We start from the raw sequence: 16,223 nt of genomic DNA, 5'->3' as shown, positions 1-16,223 counted from the left end.
GAACGTTTATGGCCCGCGGGGTTAACAAAGTCATATTGGTCGGTACGTGCGGCCAGGATCCTGAAGTTCGCTACCTGCCCAACGGCAACGCCGTCACCAACGTGAGCCTGGCCACCAGCGAGCAGTGGACCGACAAGCAGAGCGGCCAGAAGGTCGAGCGCACCGAGTGGCACCGCGTGTCCCTGTTCGGCAAGGTGGCGGAAATTGCTGGCAACTACCTGCGCAAGGGCTCCCAGGTGTACATCGAGGGCAAGCTGCAAACCCGCGAGTGGGAAAAGGACGGCATCAAGCGCTACACCACGGAAATCATCGTGGACATGCAAGGCACCATGCAGCTGCTGGGCGGCCGCCCACAGGGGCAGGACCAGCAAGGCGGCGGTGATAATTACAACCAGGCGCCACAGGCCCCTCGCCAGCAGGCCCCGCGCCCGCAGAGCCAGCCTCAGCAGCAGTCGCGCCCCGCGCCACAGCAGCAGCCTGCGCCGCAGCAGTCCAATGACTTCGACAGCTTTGATGACGATATTCCGTTCTGAGGAGCCGTAGAGACTCTTTCCAAGGTTTATCCCCACAACCCCCGCACTGCGGGGGTTGTGCTATTTCAGGCTACAAAATTCCAAGGCTACTCACTAACGCTGGAATGTACCCATACCTTGGTCTGGCATCAGTGTGTATTGGCATTTGATAAGCTCTGACCATTGCCTCGCCTTCATTCACATGACACTTCAAGGAGATACGTGCCATGCCCCGTAAGGTTTTCGTTGCCGGCGCATCCGGTGTAATCGGCAAAGCCCTGCTCAAGCTGTTGGTAGCGGCGGATTACAGCGTGTATGGCGCTACCCGCCACGCAGATAAAGTGAAGGGCATAGAGGCAACAGGCGCTCAGGCGATAGTCGTCGATGTGTACGACGCTGAGCGGTTGAAGGAGGCGTTGGTCAGCCTTCAGCCCTGGGCGGTGATTCACCAACTGACCGACCTGCCCCGTGGCCTGAGCCCCGAGCTAATGGCTAAAGCCGTAGAGAACAATGCCCGTATTCGTACCGAAGGCACACGCAACCTGGTGGCTGCAGCCAAGGCCGCGGGTGTGAGCCGGCTGGTCGCGCAAAGCATTGCCTGGGCCTATCAGCCGGGTGATACCCCGTACCTGGAAACCCACCCCTTGGACGTTGAAGCCCAAGGCAGCCGTGGTATCAGTGTGGGGGGCGTAGTGGCGCTGGAACAGCAAGTGTTGGGTGAGCCAAACCTGCGCGGCACCGTGCTGCGTTATGGCCAGCTATACGGGCCCGGCACCGGCACCGACGAGCCCACAGGCGCCAGCCCTGTGCACGTTCAAGCGGCTGCACGCGCGGCACTGTTGGCGTTGGAATCAGAGCAGCACGGCATTTTCAATATCACTAACGACAACCCCGCCGTCAGCAATGAGAAAGCCAAACGCCTGCTTGGATGGTCGCCTGCTGTAGACGCTTGACCCTCACTCGTACAGCAAGCCAGTGCCAGGCAAGCGCTCGGGTTGCACCGCTTGCCTGCCACCACGTGCTGCCTAATAGGCCGCTACCAACCCATCTTTGCGCGGGTCACTGCCGCCCACGTACCCATGCTCGGTACGCTGAATGATCTGGGCGCCGCCAAAGGCGAATACACCGCTGGGTTCTTCCACATCGATGTCGTGCCCCTTGTCACGCAGTGCCTTCACCACGTCCGGGTCGAACGTCTTTTCCACCGCCACTTTCAGGCCGGCTTCAATCCTCCAGCGAGGTGCGTCTGCTGCCGCCTGTGGGTTCTGCTTGTAGCGCAGAATGCGCATCATCATCTGCAAATGCCCTTGGGCCTGCATAGGGCCGCCCATCAAGCCAAAGGTCATCAAGGGCGTGCCGTCGGCGTTCATTACAAAGCCAGGAATGATGGTATGGAAAGGGCGCTTGCCGGGTGCCACGGTGTTCACGTGGTTGGGGTCCAGGGTAAAGCCCGCACCGCGGTTCTGCAGGCTGATGCCGGTGCCGGGCACTACCACACCCGAACCGAAGCCCATGTAGTTGGACTGAATGAACGACACCATCATGCCGCTTTCATCCGCCGTGGACAGGTACACCGTGCCGCCGGGTTTAGGTGAGCCGTGGCCGGGGTTGGCCGCCTGCTCGTTCACCAACGCTGCGCGCTCGGCCAAGTAATCAGGGGCGAGCAAGTGCTCGCTGCGCACGCGCATGTGGCTGTCTTCGGCCACGTGCTCGTTGAGGTCAGCCAAGGCCAGCTTCATGGCTTCAAGCACCGGGTGTACGGTGGCGGCGCTGTCTACCGGGTGCTCGCCAACGCCCAAAGCTTCCAGCATGCCAAGCCCGGCGAGGGTGGCGATGCCTTGGCCATTGGGGGGCAGTTCATGCACCACAGCGCCGGCATAGGGGATAGCCAGGGTATCGATCCAGTCCACACGGTGAGCAGCCAGGTCCTCCAGGGTCATCACGCTGCCATTGGCTTGGGCATGAGCAATCATGGCCTGGGCCAGTTCGCCTCGGTAAAAGGCCTCGCCCTGGGTTTGAGCAATCTGCTCCAGGGTGGCCGCGTGGTCGGCCAGGGTAACTTTCTCACCGGCTTTAGGCGCTTTGCCGCCTTGCAAGAAACAGTCGGCAAACCCTGGCTGGTCCTTGAGCAGCTCGGCACCCCGGCGCCACAGCTCAGCAATGATCGGGGTCACTTGGTAACCGTCACGGGCATAGCCAATGGCAGGCTTGGCCAGCGTGGCGAAGGGCAGCTTGCCATAGCGCTCGGACAGGGCGACCCAGGCCGATACGGCCCCCGGCACGGTGACCGCCCCCCAGCCACGCTGTGGCATCTGGGCCTGGCCTTTGAAGTACTCCGGTGTCCAGCCTTGGGGCGCCCGCCCGGAAGCATTCAGGCCTTGCAGGTGCGTGCCGTCCCATACAATGGCAAACGCATCGCTGCCAATGCCGCAGCCGGTGGGCTCCACCACCGTCAGCACCATGGCGGCGGCAATGGCCGCGTCTACGGCATTGCCGCCCTGGCGCAGCATGTCCAGGCCCGCCTGAGCCGCCAGTGGCTGGGAGCAGGCCACCATGTTGTTGCCCATCACTGGCGAGCGCGCCGAAGCGTAGGGTTGTGCGTAATCCAGATCATCAAACATGCGGTCGTCTCTTGGCAGTTGATCAGCTTTTTGGGTCTAGGGCGTCGCGCAGCCCATCGCCTAGCAGGTTGAAGCACAGTACTGTGATGTAGATCGCCACACCGGGGGCGATGGACATCCACGGTGCCTGCTCCATGAAGTTTTTAGCAGTGTTGAGCATCGAGCCCCAGGACGGCGAGGGCGGCTGCTGGCCAAGCCCAAGAAATGACAGGCTCGCCTCGGCAAGGATGGCCGAAGCAATGGTCAGCGTGGCTTGCACCACCAGCGGTGATAGCACGTTAGGCAGTACGTAGCGCAGGATGATCCAGCGGTCCGGCAAACCGATGGCCTGGGCACCTTCCAGGTAGTCCTCATGCCGGATAGCCAGTACCTGCCCACGGGTAAGCCGCGAAAAAATAGGCATGGCCGACAGGCCGATAGCAATCATGGCATTGGTCAGGCTCGGCCCCAGGAACGCGCCCAAGGCAATGGCCAATACCAGGAAAGGGCACGACAGCAAGGCTTCCATGATGCGAGAGATCACCGCGTCCAGCTTGCCACCGAAGTAACCGGCCAATAGCCCGAGGGGCACGCCAATCACCATGGCGATGGCAACCGATACGCCACCAGCCACCAGCGAGCTGCGGGCACCCCACAGCAGGCGCGAGAACAGGTCACGGCCCAGTTCGTCGGTGCCTAGCCAGTACACCAATGACGGTGCTTTGCGCACGGCCAGAAAGTTGGCCTTGAGCGGGTCATGGGGCGCGATCCAGGGCGCCAGAAGCGCGGCCAGGATAAACACCACCAACACCGCCAGGCCAATGACCGCGCCCTTATTGGCCAGGAACTTGCGCACGAAGGGCGAGCGCGCTCGTGGTATGAGGGTGATGTCCGAAGTACCGGCAACAGGCGACAGCAGCGTAGTCATCAGGCGGCCCTCAAACGTGGGTTGATCAGGCGGTAGAGCACATCGGCCAGCAGGTTCAGCAAGAGGAAACCAATGGCCACACAGAGCACGACGCCCTGCACCACGGCGTAATCTCGGTTGAACACAGCATCGACAATCATCTTGCCGAAGCCTGGGATGCTGAACACTTGCTCGGTCAGCACGGCACCCCCCAGCAGTTCGCCGAACAGCAGCGTGGTCAGGGTTACGATCGGCATCAACGCATTGCGCAACGCATGCTTGAGCACCACCGTGCGGGGAAACAGGCCTTTGGCCCGGGCGGTACGCACGTAATCAGCACGCAGCACTTCCAGCATCGCGCTGCGGGTGTGGCGCATCAGCACGCCGGCCAGGCCAGCCCCCAGCACAAACGCCGGCAGGATCAGGGTTTTCAGGTTTTGCATCAGGTCTTCACCCAGCGGTACAAAACCAGAAGCCGGTAGCCATTGCAGTTTCACGGCGAAAATCAGAATCAGCAGGATGCCCAGCCAGAAGTGAGGAATCGAGATGCCCGATAGCGCGAACACGTTGGCACCATAATCCACTGCTGTGCCCTTGCGTACGGCTGATACCACCCCGGCGGGAATGCCAATGACCAAGGCAATGATCAGCGCCAGCACCGCCAGCTCGATCGTCACCGGCAGCTTGGAGGCCAGCAGCGCAGTCACGGGTTGCTCGGTGCGCAGCGAAGTGCCGAAGTCCCCCGTCAACACGTTGCCTACCCAGTGCAGGTATTGCAGGGGCACTGGGTCATTCAGGCGATATTTTTCACGCAGGTACTCCATCACCGCTGGGTCGCGCTCCTCGCCTGCCATGGCCTGCACTGGGTCACCCGGCAACAGCTTCTGGAGGGTGAACACGAACAGGGAAACCAGAATCAGCGTAGGGATGGCGCTCAGCAAGCGCCGCAAGATAAACGTCAGCATGGCACCTCCTTGAAGCGGCCGACGGCGTTCATTTGAACGCCATGCCGTTGAGGCGGATCAGGCCGTCCGGGTTGGGCACAAAGCCTGTGAGTGTGCTGCGCATGGCAATGATGCGCGGGTCGAAGTACAGGTAGCTGGTAGGCACATCGGTGGCGAGCAGGCGCAGTGCCTGGGCGTACAGGGCCTGGCGCTGGGCCTGGTCGTTGACAGTACGTGCCTTGTCCAGCAGCTCATCGAGCTTGGGGTCGCAGAAGCGGCCATCGTTCTGAGCGCCCTTGCAGGTCACGAACTGGTGAATGTCACCATCCGGGTCCGGCCGGCCTGACCAGGCGCTCATGCCAATCTGGAAATTACCCGCTGCCTGCTCGCTTAGCAGGGTGGCGTACTCGGTGGCCACCAGGTTGACCTTGAAGCCGGCCTCTTCGGCCATGGCCTGAATGATCTGCCCCACTTGCTGGGCAATCGGGTTGTTGGCCACTTTCAGGTCAACGTTCAAGGGCAGCTTCACCCCAGCTTCGGCCAGCAGTTTCTTGCTCTGCGCTACATCACGGGGTGGGATAGGCAGGCTTTTGTCGTAGTACGGGCTGCTGGTGGGGAAAGGTTGTGCACTGGGGGCGTACAGGCCTTCGAACACCACCTGGTTGATGGCATCCCGGTCGAGGGCCAGCTCGAAGGCTTGGCGCACGCGCTTGTCCTGGCCCAGGGGGGTGTTGGCGCGGTCACCGTTGCCTATGTTGTAGATCAGCTGCATGTAGCCCAGCCCAGGGGTGTTGAATACCTGCAGTGCGCTGTCAGCCTTGGCGGTTTTTACATCGGTGGGGGCTACGCGTTCGATGATGTCCAGGTCGCCGGAGCGCAGGTTGGCCAAGCGCACGGAGGTGTCCGGTATGGGCAGGAAAATCACCTTGTCGAAGTGGTAGGCCTGCTTGTTCCAGTAGTTGTCGAAGCGCTCCAGCACGATGCGGTCCTGCTGCACCCGTTGCACGAACTTGTAAGGCCCGGAACACACCGGCTTGGCGGCGACGTCTGCGGTGGATGCCTTGGGGGCCAGCATCATGCCGGCCCGGTCGGACAGCTGGGAAATAAGGGTTGCGTCTGGCTGCTTGACCTTGATGGCCACCGTTTTTGCGTCCACTACTTCCACACTGTCGATAGACGCCAGCTCACTCTTGCGTAGTGAGTCGGGCAGGGTACGCGCCCGGTCCAGGTTGAACTTCACGGCCGCCGCGTCGAAGGTTTCGCCGTCGTGGAAGGTCACGCCTTCTCGCAGGGTCATGGTCAGGGTCTTGCCATCGTCGCTCCAGTGCCAGGCGGTCGCCAACTGCGGCACATATTCAAGCTGAGGGCTGATGTCCACCAGCTTGTCGCACAGCGCGGTATACACCAGCCGGCCGGAATAGGTGCGCGAGCGATGCGGGTCGAGCACGTCCGGGTCGTCCTGGATACCAATGCGCAAGGTGGTTTCAGCAACGGCGGCGTTGGCGGCGAGCACCATCAGCGTGCCTGTGATCAGGTGGGCAAGTTTCATGGTTGGCGCTCCAAGGCTAAGGCTTGATGGTGTTTGAACAGGTTCAGGCGCTGGGTATAGGCCGCACTAGGGGTAGGTACGGCCAAGGCATCAGCCCCGGCGTTGGCGATCTCGCGCCAGTAATGGCATGCCACCTGCCGCCCGGCCTCGGCCGTTTCGAACAGGGGCTTCACCTCGCGGCACAACGGTCGTGCATGGGGGCAACGGGTGTGAAACCGGCAGCCGGAGGGTGGGGTGCGTGGGCTGGGCATGTCGCCGCCGAGTACGGCCCGCGAGCGGCGCAGGTCTGGGTGGCTGACCGGCACGGCCGCCATCAACGCCTGGGTATAGGGATGCAGAGGGGTTTCGAACAAGGCATTGACCGGTGCCAACTCCACAATCTCGCCCAGGTACATTACCGCTACCCGGTCGCTCATGTGGCGGATCACGGCCAAGCCGTGGGCAACGATTAACAAGGTAAGGCCGAACTGTTGCTTGAGGTCCTCCAGCAGGTTCACGACTTGCGCCTGCACCGACACGTCCAAAGCAGACACAGGCTCGTCTCCCAGAAGCAGCCGAGGCTCGGACGCTAATGCGCGGGCAATACCGATGCGCTGGCGCTGGCCTCCGGAAAACTCATGGGGAAACCGGCTGCCGTGTTCCGGTGCCAGGCCTACCGTGCGCAGCAGCTCAGCCACCCTGTCCTGGCGGGCGCTGCGGTTGCTGTCCAAATGCAGCCAGATAGGTTCGCCAACAATCGCTTCAACACTCATGCGCGGGTTGAGCGAGGCGAACGGGTCCTGGAAGATGATCTGCAGGTCGCGCCGCACCTGGCGCAGCTTGTCCGGCGCCAGGTTGGCCAGGTTGCGGCCCTCATAGATAACATCGCCTGCCGTGGGCTTGAGCAGGTTGAGCAGTAGCCGGCCAAGGGTGGACTTGCCGGAGCCAGACTCGCCTACCAGCGCTAGGGTTTCGCCCCGGCGTACGGCCAGGGAGACCTCGTTTACGGCCTGTACCGGGGGCTTGCGGCGCTGGAGAAAACCCGCCTCGCTGCTGAAGTGCTTGCTCAGGGCAATGCTTTCCAGAATTGGCTTGGTGGTGTCGCTCAGGGCGACAGGGGCCAGGCTCATGCGCTTACTCCTACATGCTGCTCCAAGGGCGCACGGATGCACGCGGCGAAATGTTCAGGGGACACCTCAAGCAACGGCGGGCGCGCTGCCCGGCAGGCGTCGATCACAAACGGGCAGCGGCCGGCAAAGCGGCAGCCAGTCGGCATTTCCGTTGGCGTGGGCACGCGCCCGTGAATGGTGGCGAGCCGACCTTCACGGGGGCCAATAGACGGCATGGAGCCCATCAGGCCGATGGTGTAAGGGTGCTGGGGATCATCGAAGAGGGTTTTAACGCTGCCGCGCTCTACCACTTGGCCGGCATACATCACCAGCACCTCATCGGCTACTTCGGCGACCACACCCAGGTCATGGGTAATCAACACCATGGCCGTGCCTGTCTCAGCCTGCAGGGTGCTTACCAAAGCAAGGATCTGCGCCTGAATGGTCACGTCCAGGGCCGTGGTGGGTTCGTCAGCAATGATCAGGGCCGGGTCGTTGGCCAACGCCATGGCAATCATCGCCCGCTGCCGCATACCGCCGGACAGTTCGTGAGGGTAGGCGTCCAGCCGCTGCCGGGCGTCAGGTACCCGCACCTTTTCCAGCATCTCCAGGGCACGCTGGCGTGCAGCAGGCTTGGGCAAACCCTGATGGCGCATCACGCTTTCCGCAATTTGCTCGCCGATGGTGAACACCGGGTTCAGCGAGGTCATGGGCTCCTGGAAAATCATCGCCATGCGGTTGCCACGCACGCTGAGCAAGCGCTCGGCGGTCATGCCCAGCAAAGGCTCGCCCAGCAGGTTGGACGCCGTGGCCTTTACTTGCGCGCTGTCAGGAAGCAGGCCCATCAGCGACATGGACGTTACACTTTTCCCACAGCCGGACTCACCCACGATGGCCAGGGTTTGCCCTGGCAGTACCGAAAACGATACGCCATCGACCACATTGGCCGGGGCGCCTTTGAAACGTACCGAGAGGTCGCTGACACTCAGCACCGGGCGTGCTGCCGCCATGGATTGATCGCTCATGCGCTGGCCTCCAGATCGTGATGGATGACGTTGTCGAGCGCTTGCTGCAAGGCCCGCAGATGCCCGCGCATGGCCGTCGCGGCCCTGACCGGGTCGCGGCTTTCGATGGCCCCTACGATGTCATCGTGGTCGTGGCTATAGGTGCTCAGGCGGTCGCTGTTGCGCGCCCGCTGGCGTAAGGTCCGCCACACCGGGTCCAGCCGTATGGCGTCGAGCATTTCAAACAGGTCCAGCATCAAGCGATTGCCCGCTGCTTCAGCAATGCCACGGTGCAGTGCGCTGTCCCAGAGCTCCAGGCTGTCGGCGTCCGTGTGTTCGGCACCCTGCTGGCCTTGGGTGCGCTCGGCCAGGCGGCGAAGGATCGCCATCTGTTCGCCGCTGGCCCTTACCGCTGCCAAGGACGCCAGGGCAGGTTCAAGGTGCAGGCGGGCTTCCATGACCTCGCTGAAATTGGTTCGGCTGCATAGCTTGGCAAAACTGATGGAGGCACTGGGCGGGGTAGGGCCCACAAATGTCCCTTTGCCTTGCCTGCGCCAGATATGGCCCTCGGCTTCCAGCACCGCCAATGCCCTTCGGATGGCACGGCGGCTGACGGCAAAGTCTGCCGCCAGTTCACGCTCGGTAGGCAACGGGCGCTGGGGGTAGGCGGCTTGCTGGGCTACGAGCTGGCGCAGGGCATCAAGTGCCAGTTTGGACGCGCTGTCATGAGCGGCATCACTGTCGAACCTTTCCATCGTAGTTCTCGACTCCGGCTGAACGGCCTGCAAATGCAAGCCAAGGCCTAGGTTGGGCGCATGGAGGTAGGTGCAATAGTGATGCCAATGAACATTGGTTCAGGGCTCAGGGCCGCTTACCGCTATGGGACGCTGTACAGGCCTAAAGACTGCTGGGCCAATCGTGGATTGGTGCGGGCAGTGGTTCGGCCTGGGTGTTCAATTGGTTCGGCCTTCAGCGAACCAATTTGCCAATCGCGCATGGCAAGGTGGGTACACCTGCCTCTTAACAGTGCATGTGCTGTCGCGAATGCCAACGGGAACGATCAGGACCACTGCAAGACGGGCCAACCCTGCTGTTGCGCATGTGCCAGCAAGGCAGGGTCGGGGTTGACGGCAAACGGCTTGGGTACAGCGGTGAGCAGCGGCAGGTCGTTACGCGAGTCCGAGTAGAACGCTGCACCTTCCAACACCTCGCCGTTCGCTTCCAGCCAGGCCGCCAGCCGTAATACCTTCCCTTCGCGGTAGGTCAGCACACCCTTGGTATGGCCGGTGAACTGGTTGTTCTTAATGTCTAGGTCAATGGCCAGTACCTCTTCAATACTCAAATGGGCGGCAATGGGCGAAACGAGGTGCGCACCTGAAGCCGAGATCACCAGTAGCCGATCACCGGCCACGCGGTGCCTGGCAATGGCTTGGCGTGCATCGTGGTACACCAACGGCTCAATGACGGTACCTATGAAATGGTCAACAGCACCTGCGACCTCGTCAGTACTGCGCCCAACCATCGGCGCCAGGCTGAACGCCATGTAGTCTTCCATGGCGAGTTTGCCCTCCCCATACGCCTGCATCAGCTCGCGATCGCGCTGGATGAAGGCCTCGCCCTCTACCCAGCCCAGGCGCACCATTTCCTGGGTCCACAGGCTTGCACAGTCGCCATGAATCAAGGTGTCGTCCAGGTCAAATATTGCCAAAGCCATCGGCTGTTCCTTTTTTGCCAAATAGGGGATGCGCGCCTGGGATCAGGTGCGCCTGCTATCAACTCATTGTTGGCACTGCGCCCATCGTTTTTGAAACGCGGGTGCCGGCGTTGAACAAGTCATCCACACGCTTGATGTCAGCAGCGCTGGGCTTGATAGCCAGGGCAAAGCCGATGAACGTTGCGGCATTGACGACTAGGCCCACGATTCCACTGGTCAGCGAACCCAGTGCAGGGATGTCATCGGGGTAAAGCACGGTCAGGACGATGGCAACAGCGATGCCAGCCAGCATGCCGGCGATTGCCCCTTGCTTGTTGCCATAGCGAGAGAAGATGCCGAAAAACAGCGGCACCGCCAGCTGGATGATGCCCTGATAGGATATCTGCGCCAGCAGTTGCAGCCGGGCATAGTCGAAGGTCAGGTAAGCCAGTACAGAGGCCGCGCAGATGAAGACAACCATGCCTGCCTTGGCCAACACGGTTTTTTGCCGGTCTGTGCGGGGCGTGCGCCAGGTGGCCAGGTCGTTGGCGAACTGGGTGCCGCAGACCTGAACGCAGCCATCCACATGGCCAATGCTCGCGGCCAGCACAATCACAATGGCGAGCGCCAGCAACCAGGGGCCGCCGATATCGAACAGTGACAGGAACCAGCCATGTTGCGGGGCGGCGGCAACGTTCGGGTTCTGGCTGATGGCGGCACCGAACAGCATGAGAATGCCGTAGAACCCGGCCACCAGCAAAATGGTGACCAGCGTGCCCTTTTTGACCGAGCGCACCCCGCTGGCGGTGTAGATGCGCTGGAAGCTCATGGGCCAGCACATGGAGCCGATGACGCCGGTGAATATCAGGCTGAACATGTACATCGGGCCATAGGTGCTGCCTTCTCCACCTGGGATAACCAGCATGTTCGCCGGCAGGTGAGCCAGGTTCGAGAAAGACGCCTGGTCGCCGAACAGCAGGAAGATGCACAACGCCGCGCAGAGCACGTAGGCAATCAAGCCTTGGTACATGTCTGTCATGATCAGGCCGCGCATGCCCATGCTGACGGTCCAGTACTGGCGTATCAGGATGACGGCTACCCCCACAGACAGGCAGGTTGTCACCCCCCAGCGCCCGAAGCTTGCAAACTGGAACAACGTGGCCAGCGCCTGAATGCCCATGACCACCCAGGGAAAGACCGAGATGATGCCAATGATGGACGCGATCCGCTTTACGGCGGGGCTATTGAATCGCATGCCTAGCAGGTCGGGTTGAGTGGTGAGGTTGAACCGCTTGCCCCAGATCCAGGCGCGGTTGGCCATGAGGTACATGGCCGTTACGCCCAGGGTGGCGTAGACCATGCCGTAAAAGCCCAGCGCCCCGCCCACCGAGAGTGCGAAGAAAGCGGTAAAGGTTGCGCCGGGCCACCAGGAATTGGTGTAGCACATGGCGATGTACCAAGGCCCGTATGAACGGCCGCCTACGGCATAGTCAGAAAAAGAGTCACTCTTGCGGTTGGTGGCATACAGCACTGTAATCATGCCTGCCAGAAAAAAGCCCACAAGGCCGAACGTGATATAGAGGTCGGAGCCAAGCACTGTACTGACCATCATGCTTCTCCATCTTCAGGGATATCCCCGGTGGCGGATTCATAGGCGTAAAGCACCCATAGGCCCAAGCCCATGAGCGTTGCATTAAGGATCCAGTAAAAGATAGGCAGGGGTATGCCCAGTATCACTACTAAGCTGCCGCTTATCTTCAGGTAGAAGGGTGGAAACAATGCCATCATCAGTAAGGCGATAAAGTACACCGCAAATACCAGGGACTTCGTGCGCTGCGGCTGTGGGGCCGTTGAGAGCGTGTTCATGGGAAAGCTCCTTGAATTCTGGATCTTACGAGGTGAGGTCCGATAAAACTCAAGCAGAGGAAACAAGTTATGCGGTGGCCCGCTATGTTCTTATTGGTGTTGTGAAGCCTTACACTTCGCGCAGCCAGGATTCCCAACGAGGGTCACTGATGACACTTCGTGCCCTCATCTGTTTCCAGGCGCCGTACTTGTAGAAGTCAAAGTCCAGTTGCGATACAGCATGTTGCACCATGGCCCAGGTTGACCACTTGATATCAGCCAGTGCCTTGTACACTTTAACCCTGGCTACTGTCTCCGGTTTTACCTGGCCGAAATAATCTTCAATCAATTCGCGCTCCATGTCTTCCGTGAAAAACATTTCGCCAAACCAGAGTGCCAGTTCGTAATGGCGGTCATTGTTGGACGCATATTCGAAGTCGACCAGCCGTATGTCCTGCTGTGCATTGAGCATGAAGTTGCCGGCCAGGGTGTCATTCATGCAGGGCGCCAGGTCCACCCCGGAGGCTTCCAGGGCCGCACGGGCCCGCTGGGACTGCAAGGACAGCCAGGCATCGTCGAAGGGTTTTTCTCCCTTCAGCACAGCCACTTGCTGCTGGTGCTCCTCGATCATGTGGAAAATGGTTTTGGTCTGGTGCAGCAAGGGCTGGTCGTTGAATGCCTTTAGCCCTCGCAATGCGTTATGGCGTACATCGCGGTTCAGAAAATCTAGGTTGGAAGAGGTGCGCCACCCTTCCATAAACTCAAACACTTCAACCCCAAGCGCCTCTATAAAGGCAAACACCGGTGCGCCATAGCCTGTGGCTGCCGCTGCAACGCTGGCGTCGTGGGCCGTACGCCGATCAATGAACATTTCCGTGCCGGCACCGGGCACCTTGAAGAAATAAGCGGTGCCAGCGCCCTCAACTTCCACGCGCCAGTTGGTGTTGGAAATACCCCCGCTGACAGGCGAGTAGCAAATGTGTCGGCCCTGCCATTCCCGGATGCTGCTGACAGCGGCTTCCAGTTGCAGCTCTTGAGCGGTTGAAGCGTTCCCAAGCAAGGTCATGTGCTTATCCTCTTTACCAGACGCAACCAGCTCTCCAGCCGTGGGTCTTGGGTGCCCTGCTGGCAACGCAGGAACGTCCATTGCCCTAGCTTGGAGAATTCGAGCGACCTGCCAGACACCGTTCCGGCCCAGAAAGCCCAGAGTGTCCAGTACCAGTCATTGATCAGTGCGTATAGCCGGCAGGCGGCATAGTCCGCTTCAAGGCATTGGCCTGCCCAGGCTGCAATGCCCTCGCGCCACTGGTTTTCGAACGGGTACAGCTCATTAAGCGTAATGGCCACGTCGTACCAAGGGTCCATGCAGCCGCCGTAGTCGAAGTCGACCAGCCTGAGTTCGCCCTCTGTGGAGATCATCACATTGCTGCTGACACCGTCGCCGTGAATCGGTACTGCCGAGAACGCTCGGTCTTGGAGCGCCTCCCACGCCATGCCCGTGCATTGATCGATCCAGTCGTGGCCGGGGGGCAGTGCTACGTGATCACGACGGCAAAGCGTGCGCAGCTTGTTGATATCGTCCATGGGGGACCGAACAAACCCTGGAGAAGGGCCGGAATGAACGGCCCGTTTCAAGGCCCATAATTTGTTCAGGCTTTCAGGGGCGACAAGGTCGTCAAGCCGCGCAGTGCGCCAGTTGTCCGCCGGCAGCGCGTCGAAAAGCAGTACGCCCAAGGCTGTATCAGCCTCGATCAAGCGAGGCGCAGCGCCTGTTAGCCCTGCACACCGGCTGGCCTGTGCGCTGTTGGCCACATCGATGACTTCAGCCATGTCCGCCTGCAGCACTTTTGCGTAGCAAGGGGTATTGCCGCCCGACACCCTGTACCCCGCCCACTCCGTTGCCAGCCTGGACGGCGAAGCCACAGCCGGTGCTCCTGGTGCAACCAGAGGGCTGCAGCCTGGCGCATGCCCTAATAAGGTTGTATTCAGGCGGGCCAGCAAAGTCGATGAGTTCGGCATGGTCTGGCCTCAGTGAAGGTCGCTTGGCAGGGTGCAGGCACGGTGCAGCAAGGCTGTGAGCATGATCAAACCGTTGCGCATGTCGTGCGCGCTGCTGAACTCCGCTTCGTTATGGGACAAGCCCCCCTGGCTTGGAATGAACAGCAGGCAGGTAGGGTATTTACGGTTCATGCTGATGGCGTCATGGCCAGCCACGGTGACGCTGTCAGTGATCGAAAGGCCTAACTGCTGGCCCACCGCGTGGGCCAGTTCGGCAAAGCCCTCATGCAGAGCACCCGGGCTGCGCAGCACACTGCTTTCAATCTCGACCTGCGTCTGGGTTTTTTCAGCAATGGCTCGCACGGTCGCATCAAGGCGTGCGCCTGCAGACTGCAGGAGGTGAACATCCTGGGCGCGGTATTCGGCCATCAAGGTGGTAAGGGAGGGCACTACGTTGGGGGAATTGGGGTACACCTCAAGGCGGCCAACGGAGCTGTGCATGCGCTCCCCGTGCTGTTCGGCTTCGTGGCGAATGGCAATGATGGCATGTGCCGCTGCCAGCATGGCATCTCGACGGTCTGCCATGGGCGTTGGCCCGGTATGGTTCTGTTCGCCCGTGAAGCAAATGCGTTGCTTGAGGGCCGCCCAGGTGCTTCGGACTACGCCAATCGCATGCTGCTCACGTTCAAGCGCCGCGCCTTGCTCCACGTGAATTTCCACATACCCTGCAACCTCCAGGTCTACCCTGCCTTGGCCCAGGTATCCTATGGCGTGCAATGCCTGCTTCAGGCTCACGCCGTCTGCGTCCTGGCTGCCCCAGGCGTGTTCCAGCGTAAGGGCGTGGGTAAACACGCCACTGCCGATCAGGCTGGGCTGGAAGCGAGCGCCTTCCTCGTTTGTCCAGTTGACCACGGCGAGGTTGCAGGCAGGGGTCTCCTGGCGCTCCTCCAGTTGCCGCGCCAGGCTGGCCACCGCAACGGCCCCTGCCAGCACGCCATACACGCCATCGAATCGCCCTGCGCTGGGCTGGCTGTCAAGATGCGACCCACACACCACGTAAGGGGCACCCGGTGTGAAGGTCTTCAAACCAAAGATGTTGCCGATGGCGTCAATGTGAACATCGAGCCCTTGGGCCGTTAGCCACTCACACAGCAGGTCGCGCGCTTCGCCATCTTCGGGGGAGGCTGCAAGCCGATGCAGGCCGCCTGCCGCAGTGGCGCCGATAGCCGAGCTGCGTTCAAACAGGTCTTCGAACTGGGCATGGTCGGCGGTGCTGGGTATCAGCGGTTCAGGCATACAGGATCTCGACATTATCTTGCTCCAGGCGAGTTGCGAACTGAGCCGGTAACGGGCGGTTCGTCACCAGCGTAGTGATCGCACTAAATGGCAGTGTGTTTATAAATAAGCGGTGCCCAAACTTGCCGTCGTCTGCAAGGATGACACCTCGCCTTGAATGCCTCACCAGGCGGCGGCGCAGCATGGCCTCGGCCTCTTGGTAGTCCATAAGCCCAAGTTCCAGGTCAATGGCCCCGATGCCCATGAAGGCGATGTCGTAATGAAACTGCCCAGCAAACTCCAGCGTATGAGGCCCGATCAGCGCATTGTCTTTACGGCGAACATCACCCGGGGCTACCAGTACCTTGTTGTCACTTTGGCTTGTTATTACCTGGGCAATGTCCAGCGAATTTGTAATCACTCTAAGCTGGCTGAACTGCGTCAGCCGGTGGGCCAGTGACAGCGTGGATGTGCCTGTGTCCAGAAACAGCACCATGCCTTCAGTCACCAGCTCTGCTGCTTTATTGGCGATGCTCGCCTTGGCCTGCGGCTTGATTCGGCTACGAACCTGCAACGGCGGTTCATCCTGCAACTGAGGCAAGATGGCGCCCCCATGAATACGCCTTAACTTCCCCATTTCTTCCAGATACTTGAAGTCGCGGCGGATAGTTTCCTCGGATACATACAGTAAGGACGCCAGTTCGGACGCCTTTACACGCTGCTGTTGGGCCAGCAGGCGCATGATTTCATCGAGACGAGGCTGGTTTAGCATAGGGCTTTGATTCCGCTACAAATAAAACGCCAGTGT

16 protein-coding genes are annotated in these 16,223 nt (G+C 60.8%); 2 read left to right on the top strand and 14 right to left on the bottom strand.

The genetic code is table 11. The annotated features are described in order from the left end of the window. Window positions 1–8: 8 nt before the first annotated feature. The gene (locus HBH25_RS17230) at window positions 9–533 is read left to right on the top strand and encodes a single-stranded DNA-binding protein (protein ID WP_168085176.1); all 525 of its coding nucleotides are present in this window, start codon (window positions 9–11) and stop codon (window positions 531–533) included. Window positions 534–739: 206 nt separating this feature from the next. Then, the gene (locus HBH25_RS17225; protein WP_168085175.1) at window positions 740–1,465 is read left to right on the top strand and encodes an NAD-dependent epimerase/dehydratase family protein; all 726 of its coding nucleotides are present in this window, start codon (window positions 740–742) and stop codon (window positions 1,463–1,465) included. Between the two features lie 72 nt (window positions 1,466–1,537). Here HBH25_RS17225 and HBH25_RS17220 read toward each other — a convergent pair whose 3' ends face one another. The 14 genes from HBH25_RS17220 to HBH25_RS17155 all read right to left on the bottom strand — a co-directional run bounded on the left by HBH25_RS17220 (window position 1,538) and on the right by HBH25_RS17155 (window position 16,187). Continuing rightward, window positions 1,538–3,133 carry a gamma-glutamyltransferase family protein gene (locus HBH25_RS17220; protein WP_168085174.1) on the bottom strand — a complete coding sequence of 532 codons (1,596 nt, stop codon included), beginning with the start codon at window positions 3,131–3,133 and terminating at the stop codon, window positions 1,538–1,540. A gap of 22 nt (window positions 3,134–3,155) precedes the next feature. Continuing rightward, window positions 3,156–4,040 carry an ABC transporter permease gene (locus HBH25_RS17215; RefSeq protein ID WP_168085173.1) on the bottom strand — a complete coding sequence of 295 codons (885 nt, stop codon included), beginning with the start codon at window positions 4,038–4,040 and terminating at the stop codon, window positions 3,156–3,158. Next, a complete protein-coding gene (locus HBH25_RS17210; protein ID WP_168085172.1) occupies window positions 4,040–4,984 on the bottom strand; it encodes an ABC transporter permease in 945 nt (314 codons plus the stop codon). Before HBH25_RS17210 ends, HBH25_RS17215 begins: the two co-directional genes overlap by 1 nt. 28 nt (window positions 4,985–5,012) lie before the next feature. Then, on the bottom strand, window positions 5,013–6,512 hold the full coding sequence (locus HBH25_RS17205) for an ABC transporter substrate-binding protein (protein ID WP_168085171.1): 1,500 nt from the start codon (window positions 6,510–6,512) through the stop codon (window positions 5,013–5,015). Continuing rightward, window positions 6,509–7,621 carry an ABC transporter ATP-binding protein gene (locus HBH25_RS17200; protein WP_168085170.1) on the bottom strand — a complete coding sequence of 371 codons (1,113 nt, stop codon included), beginning with the start codon at window positions 7,619–7,621 and terminating at the stop codon, window positions 6,509–6,511. Before HBH25_RS17200 ends, HBH25_RS17205 begins: the two co-directional genes overlap by 4 nt. Beyond that, complete coding sequence (locus tag HBH25_RS17195; RefSeq protein WP_168085169.1) at window positions 7,618–8,625, bottom strand: ABC transporter ATP-binding protein; 1,008 nt, start codon at window positions 8,623–8,625, stop codon at window positions 7,618–7,620. Before HBH25_RS17195 ends, HBH25_RS17200 begins: the two co-directional genes overlap by 4 nt. Then, the gene (locus tag HBH25_RS17190; protein WP_168085168.1) at window positions 8,622–9,359 is read right to left on the bottom strand and encodes a FadR/GntR family transcriptional regulator; all 738 of its coding nucleotides are present in this window, start codon (window positions 9,357–9,359) and stop codon (window positions 8,622–8,624) included. Before HBH25_RS17190 ends, HBH25_RS17195 begins: the two co-directional genes overlap by 4 nt. Window positions 9,360–9,664: 305 nt before the next feature. Next, window positions 9,665–10,318: an HAD family hydrolase gene (locus tag HBH25_RS17185; RefSeq protein ID WP_168085167.1), complete on the bottom strand. Its 654-nt coding sequence runs from the start codon at window positions 10,316–10,318 to the stop codon at window positions 9,665–9,667. A gap of 58 nt (window positions 10,319–10,376) precedes the next feature. Further along, window positions 10,377–11,906: a sodium:solute symporter family protein gene (locus HBH25_RS17180; RefSeq protein ID WP_168085219.1), complete on the bottom strand. Its 1,530-nt coding sequence runs from the start codon at window positions 11,904–11,906 to the stop codon at window positions 10,377–10,379. Continuing rightward, a complete protein-coding gene (locus HBH25_RS17175; RefSeq protein ID WP_168085166.1) occupies window positions 11,906–12,163 on the bottom strand; it encodes a hypothetical protein in 258 nt (85 codons plus the stop codon). Before HBH25_RS17175 ends, HBH25_RS17180 begins: the two co-directional genes overlap by 1 nt. Window positions 12,164–12,272: 109 nt before the next feature. Next, entirely contained in the window at window positions 12,273–13,208 is a 936-nt protein-coding gene (locus tag HBH25_RS17170) for a choline kinase family protein (protein WP_168085165.1), read from the bottom strand. Next, window positions 13,205–14,161, bottom strand: a complete 957-nt coding sequence (locus HBH25_RS17165; RefSeq protein WP_168085164.1) for an aminoglycoside phosphotransferase family protein — start codon at window positions 14,159–14,161, stop codon at window positions 13,205–13,207. The genes HBH25_RS17170 and HBH25_RS17165 overlap by 4 nt, the downstream gene beginning before the upstream one ends. A gap of 9 nt (window positions 14,162–14,170) precedes the next feature. Next, a complete protein-coding gene (locus HBH25_RS17160; protein WP_168085163.1) occupies window positions 14,171–15,451 on the bottom strand; it encodes a Zn-dependent hydrolase in 1,281 nt (426 codons plus the stop codon). Then, window positions 15,429–16,187 (bottom strand): DeoR/GlpR family DNA-binding transcription regulator, encoded by a 759-nt coding sequence (locus HBH25_RS17155; RefSeq protein ID WP_168085162.1) that lies wholly within the window; start codon window positions 16,185–16,187, stop codon window positions 15,429–15,431. Before HBH25_RS17155 ends, HBH25_RS17160 begins: the two co-directional genes overlap by 23 nt. Window positions 16,188–16,223 lie beyond the last annotated feature (36 nt).

Origin of the sequence: Pseudomonas quercus, from assembly GCF_012033695.1 — a bacterium.
GTDB classification, from domain to species: Bacteria; Pseudomonadota; Gammaproteobacteria; order Pseudomonadales; family Pseudomonadaceae; genus Aquipseudomonas; species Aquipseudomonas quercus.
The sequence above is the reverse complement of the archived record's forward strand: the minus strand, read 5'-3'. Positions and strand labels throughout refer to the sequence as shown.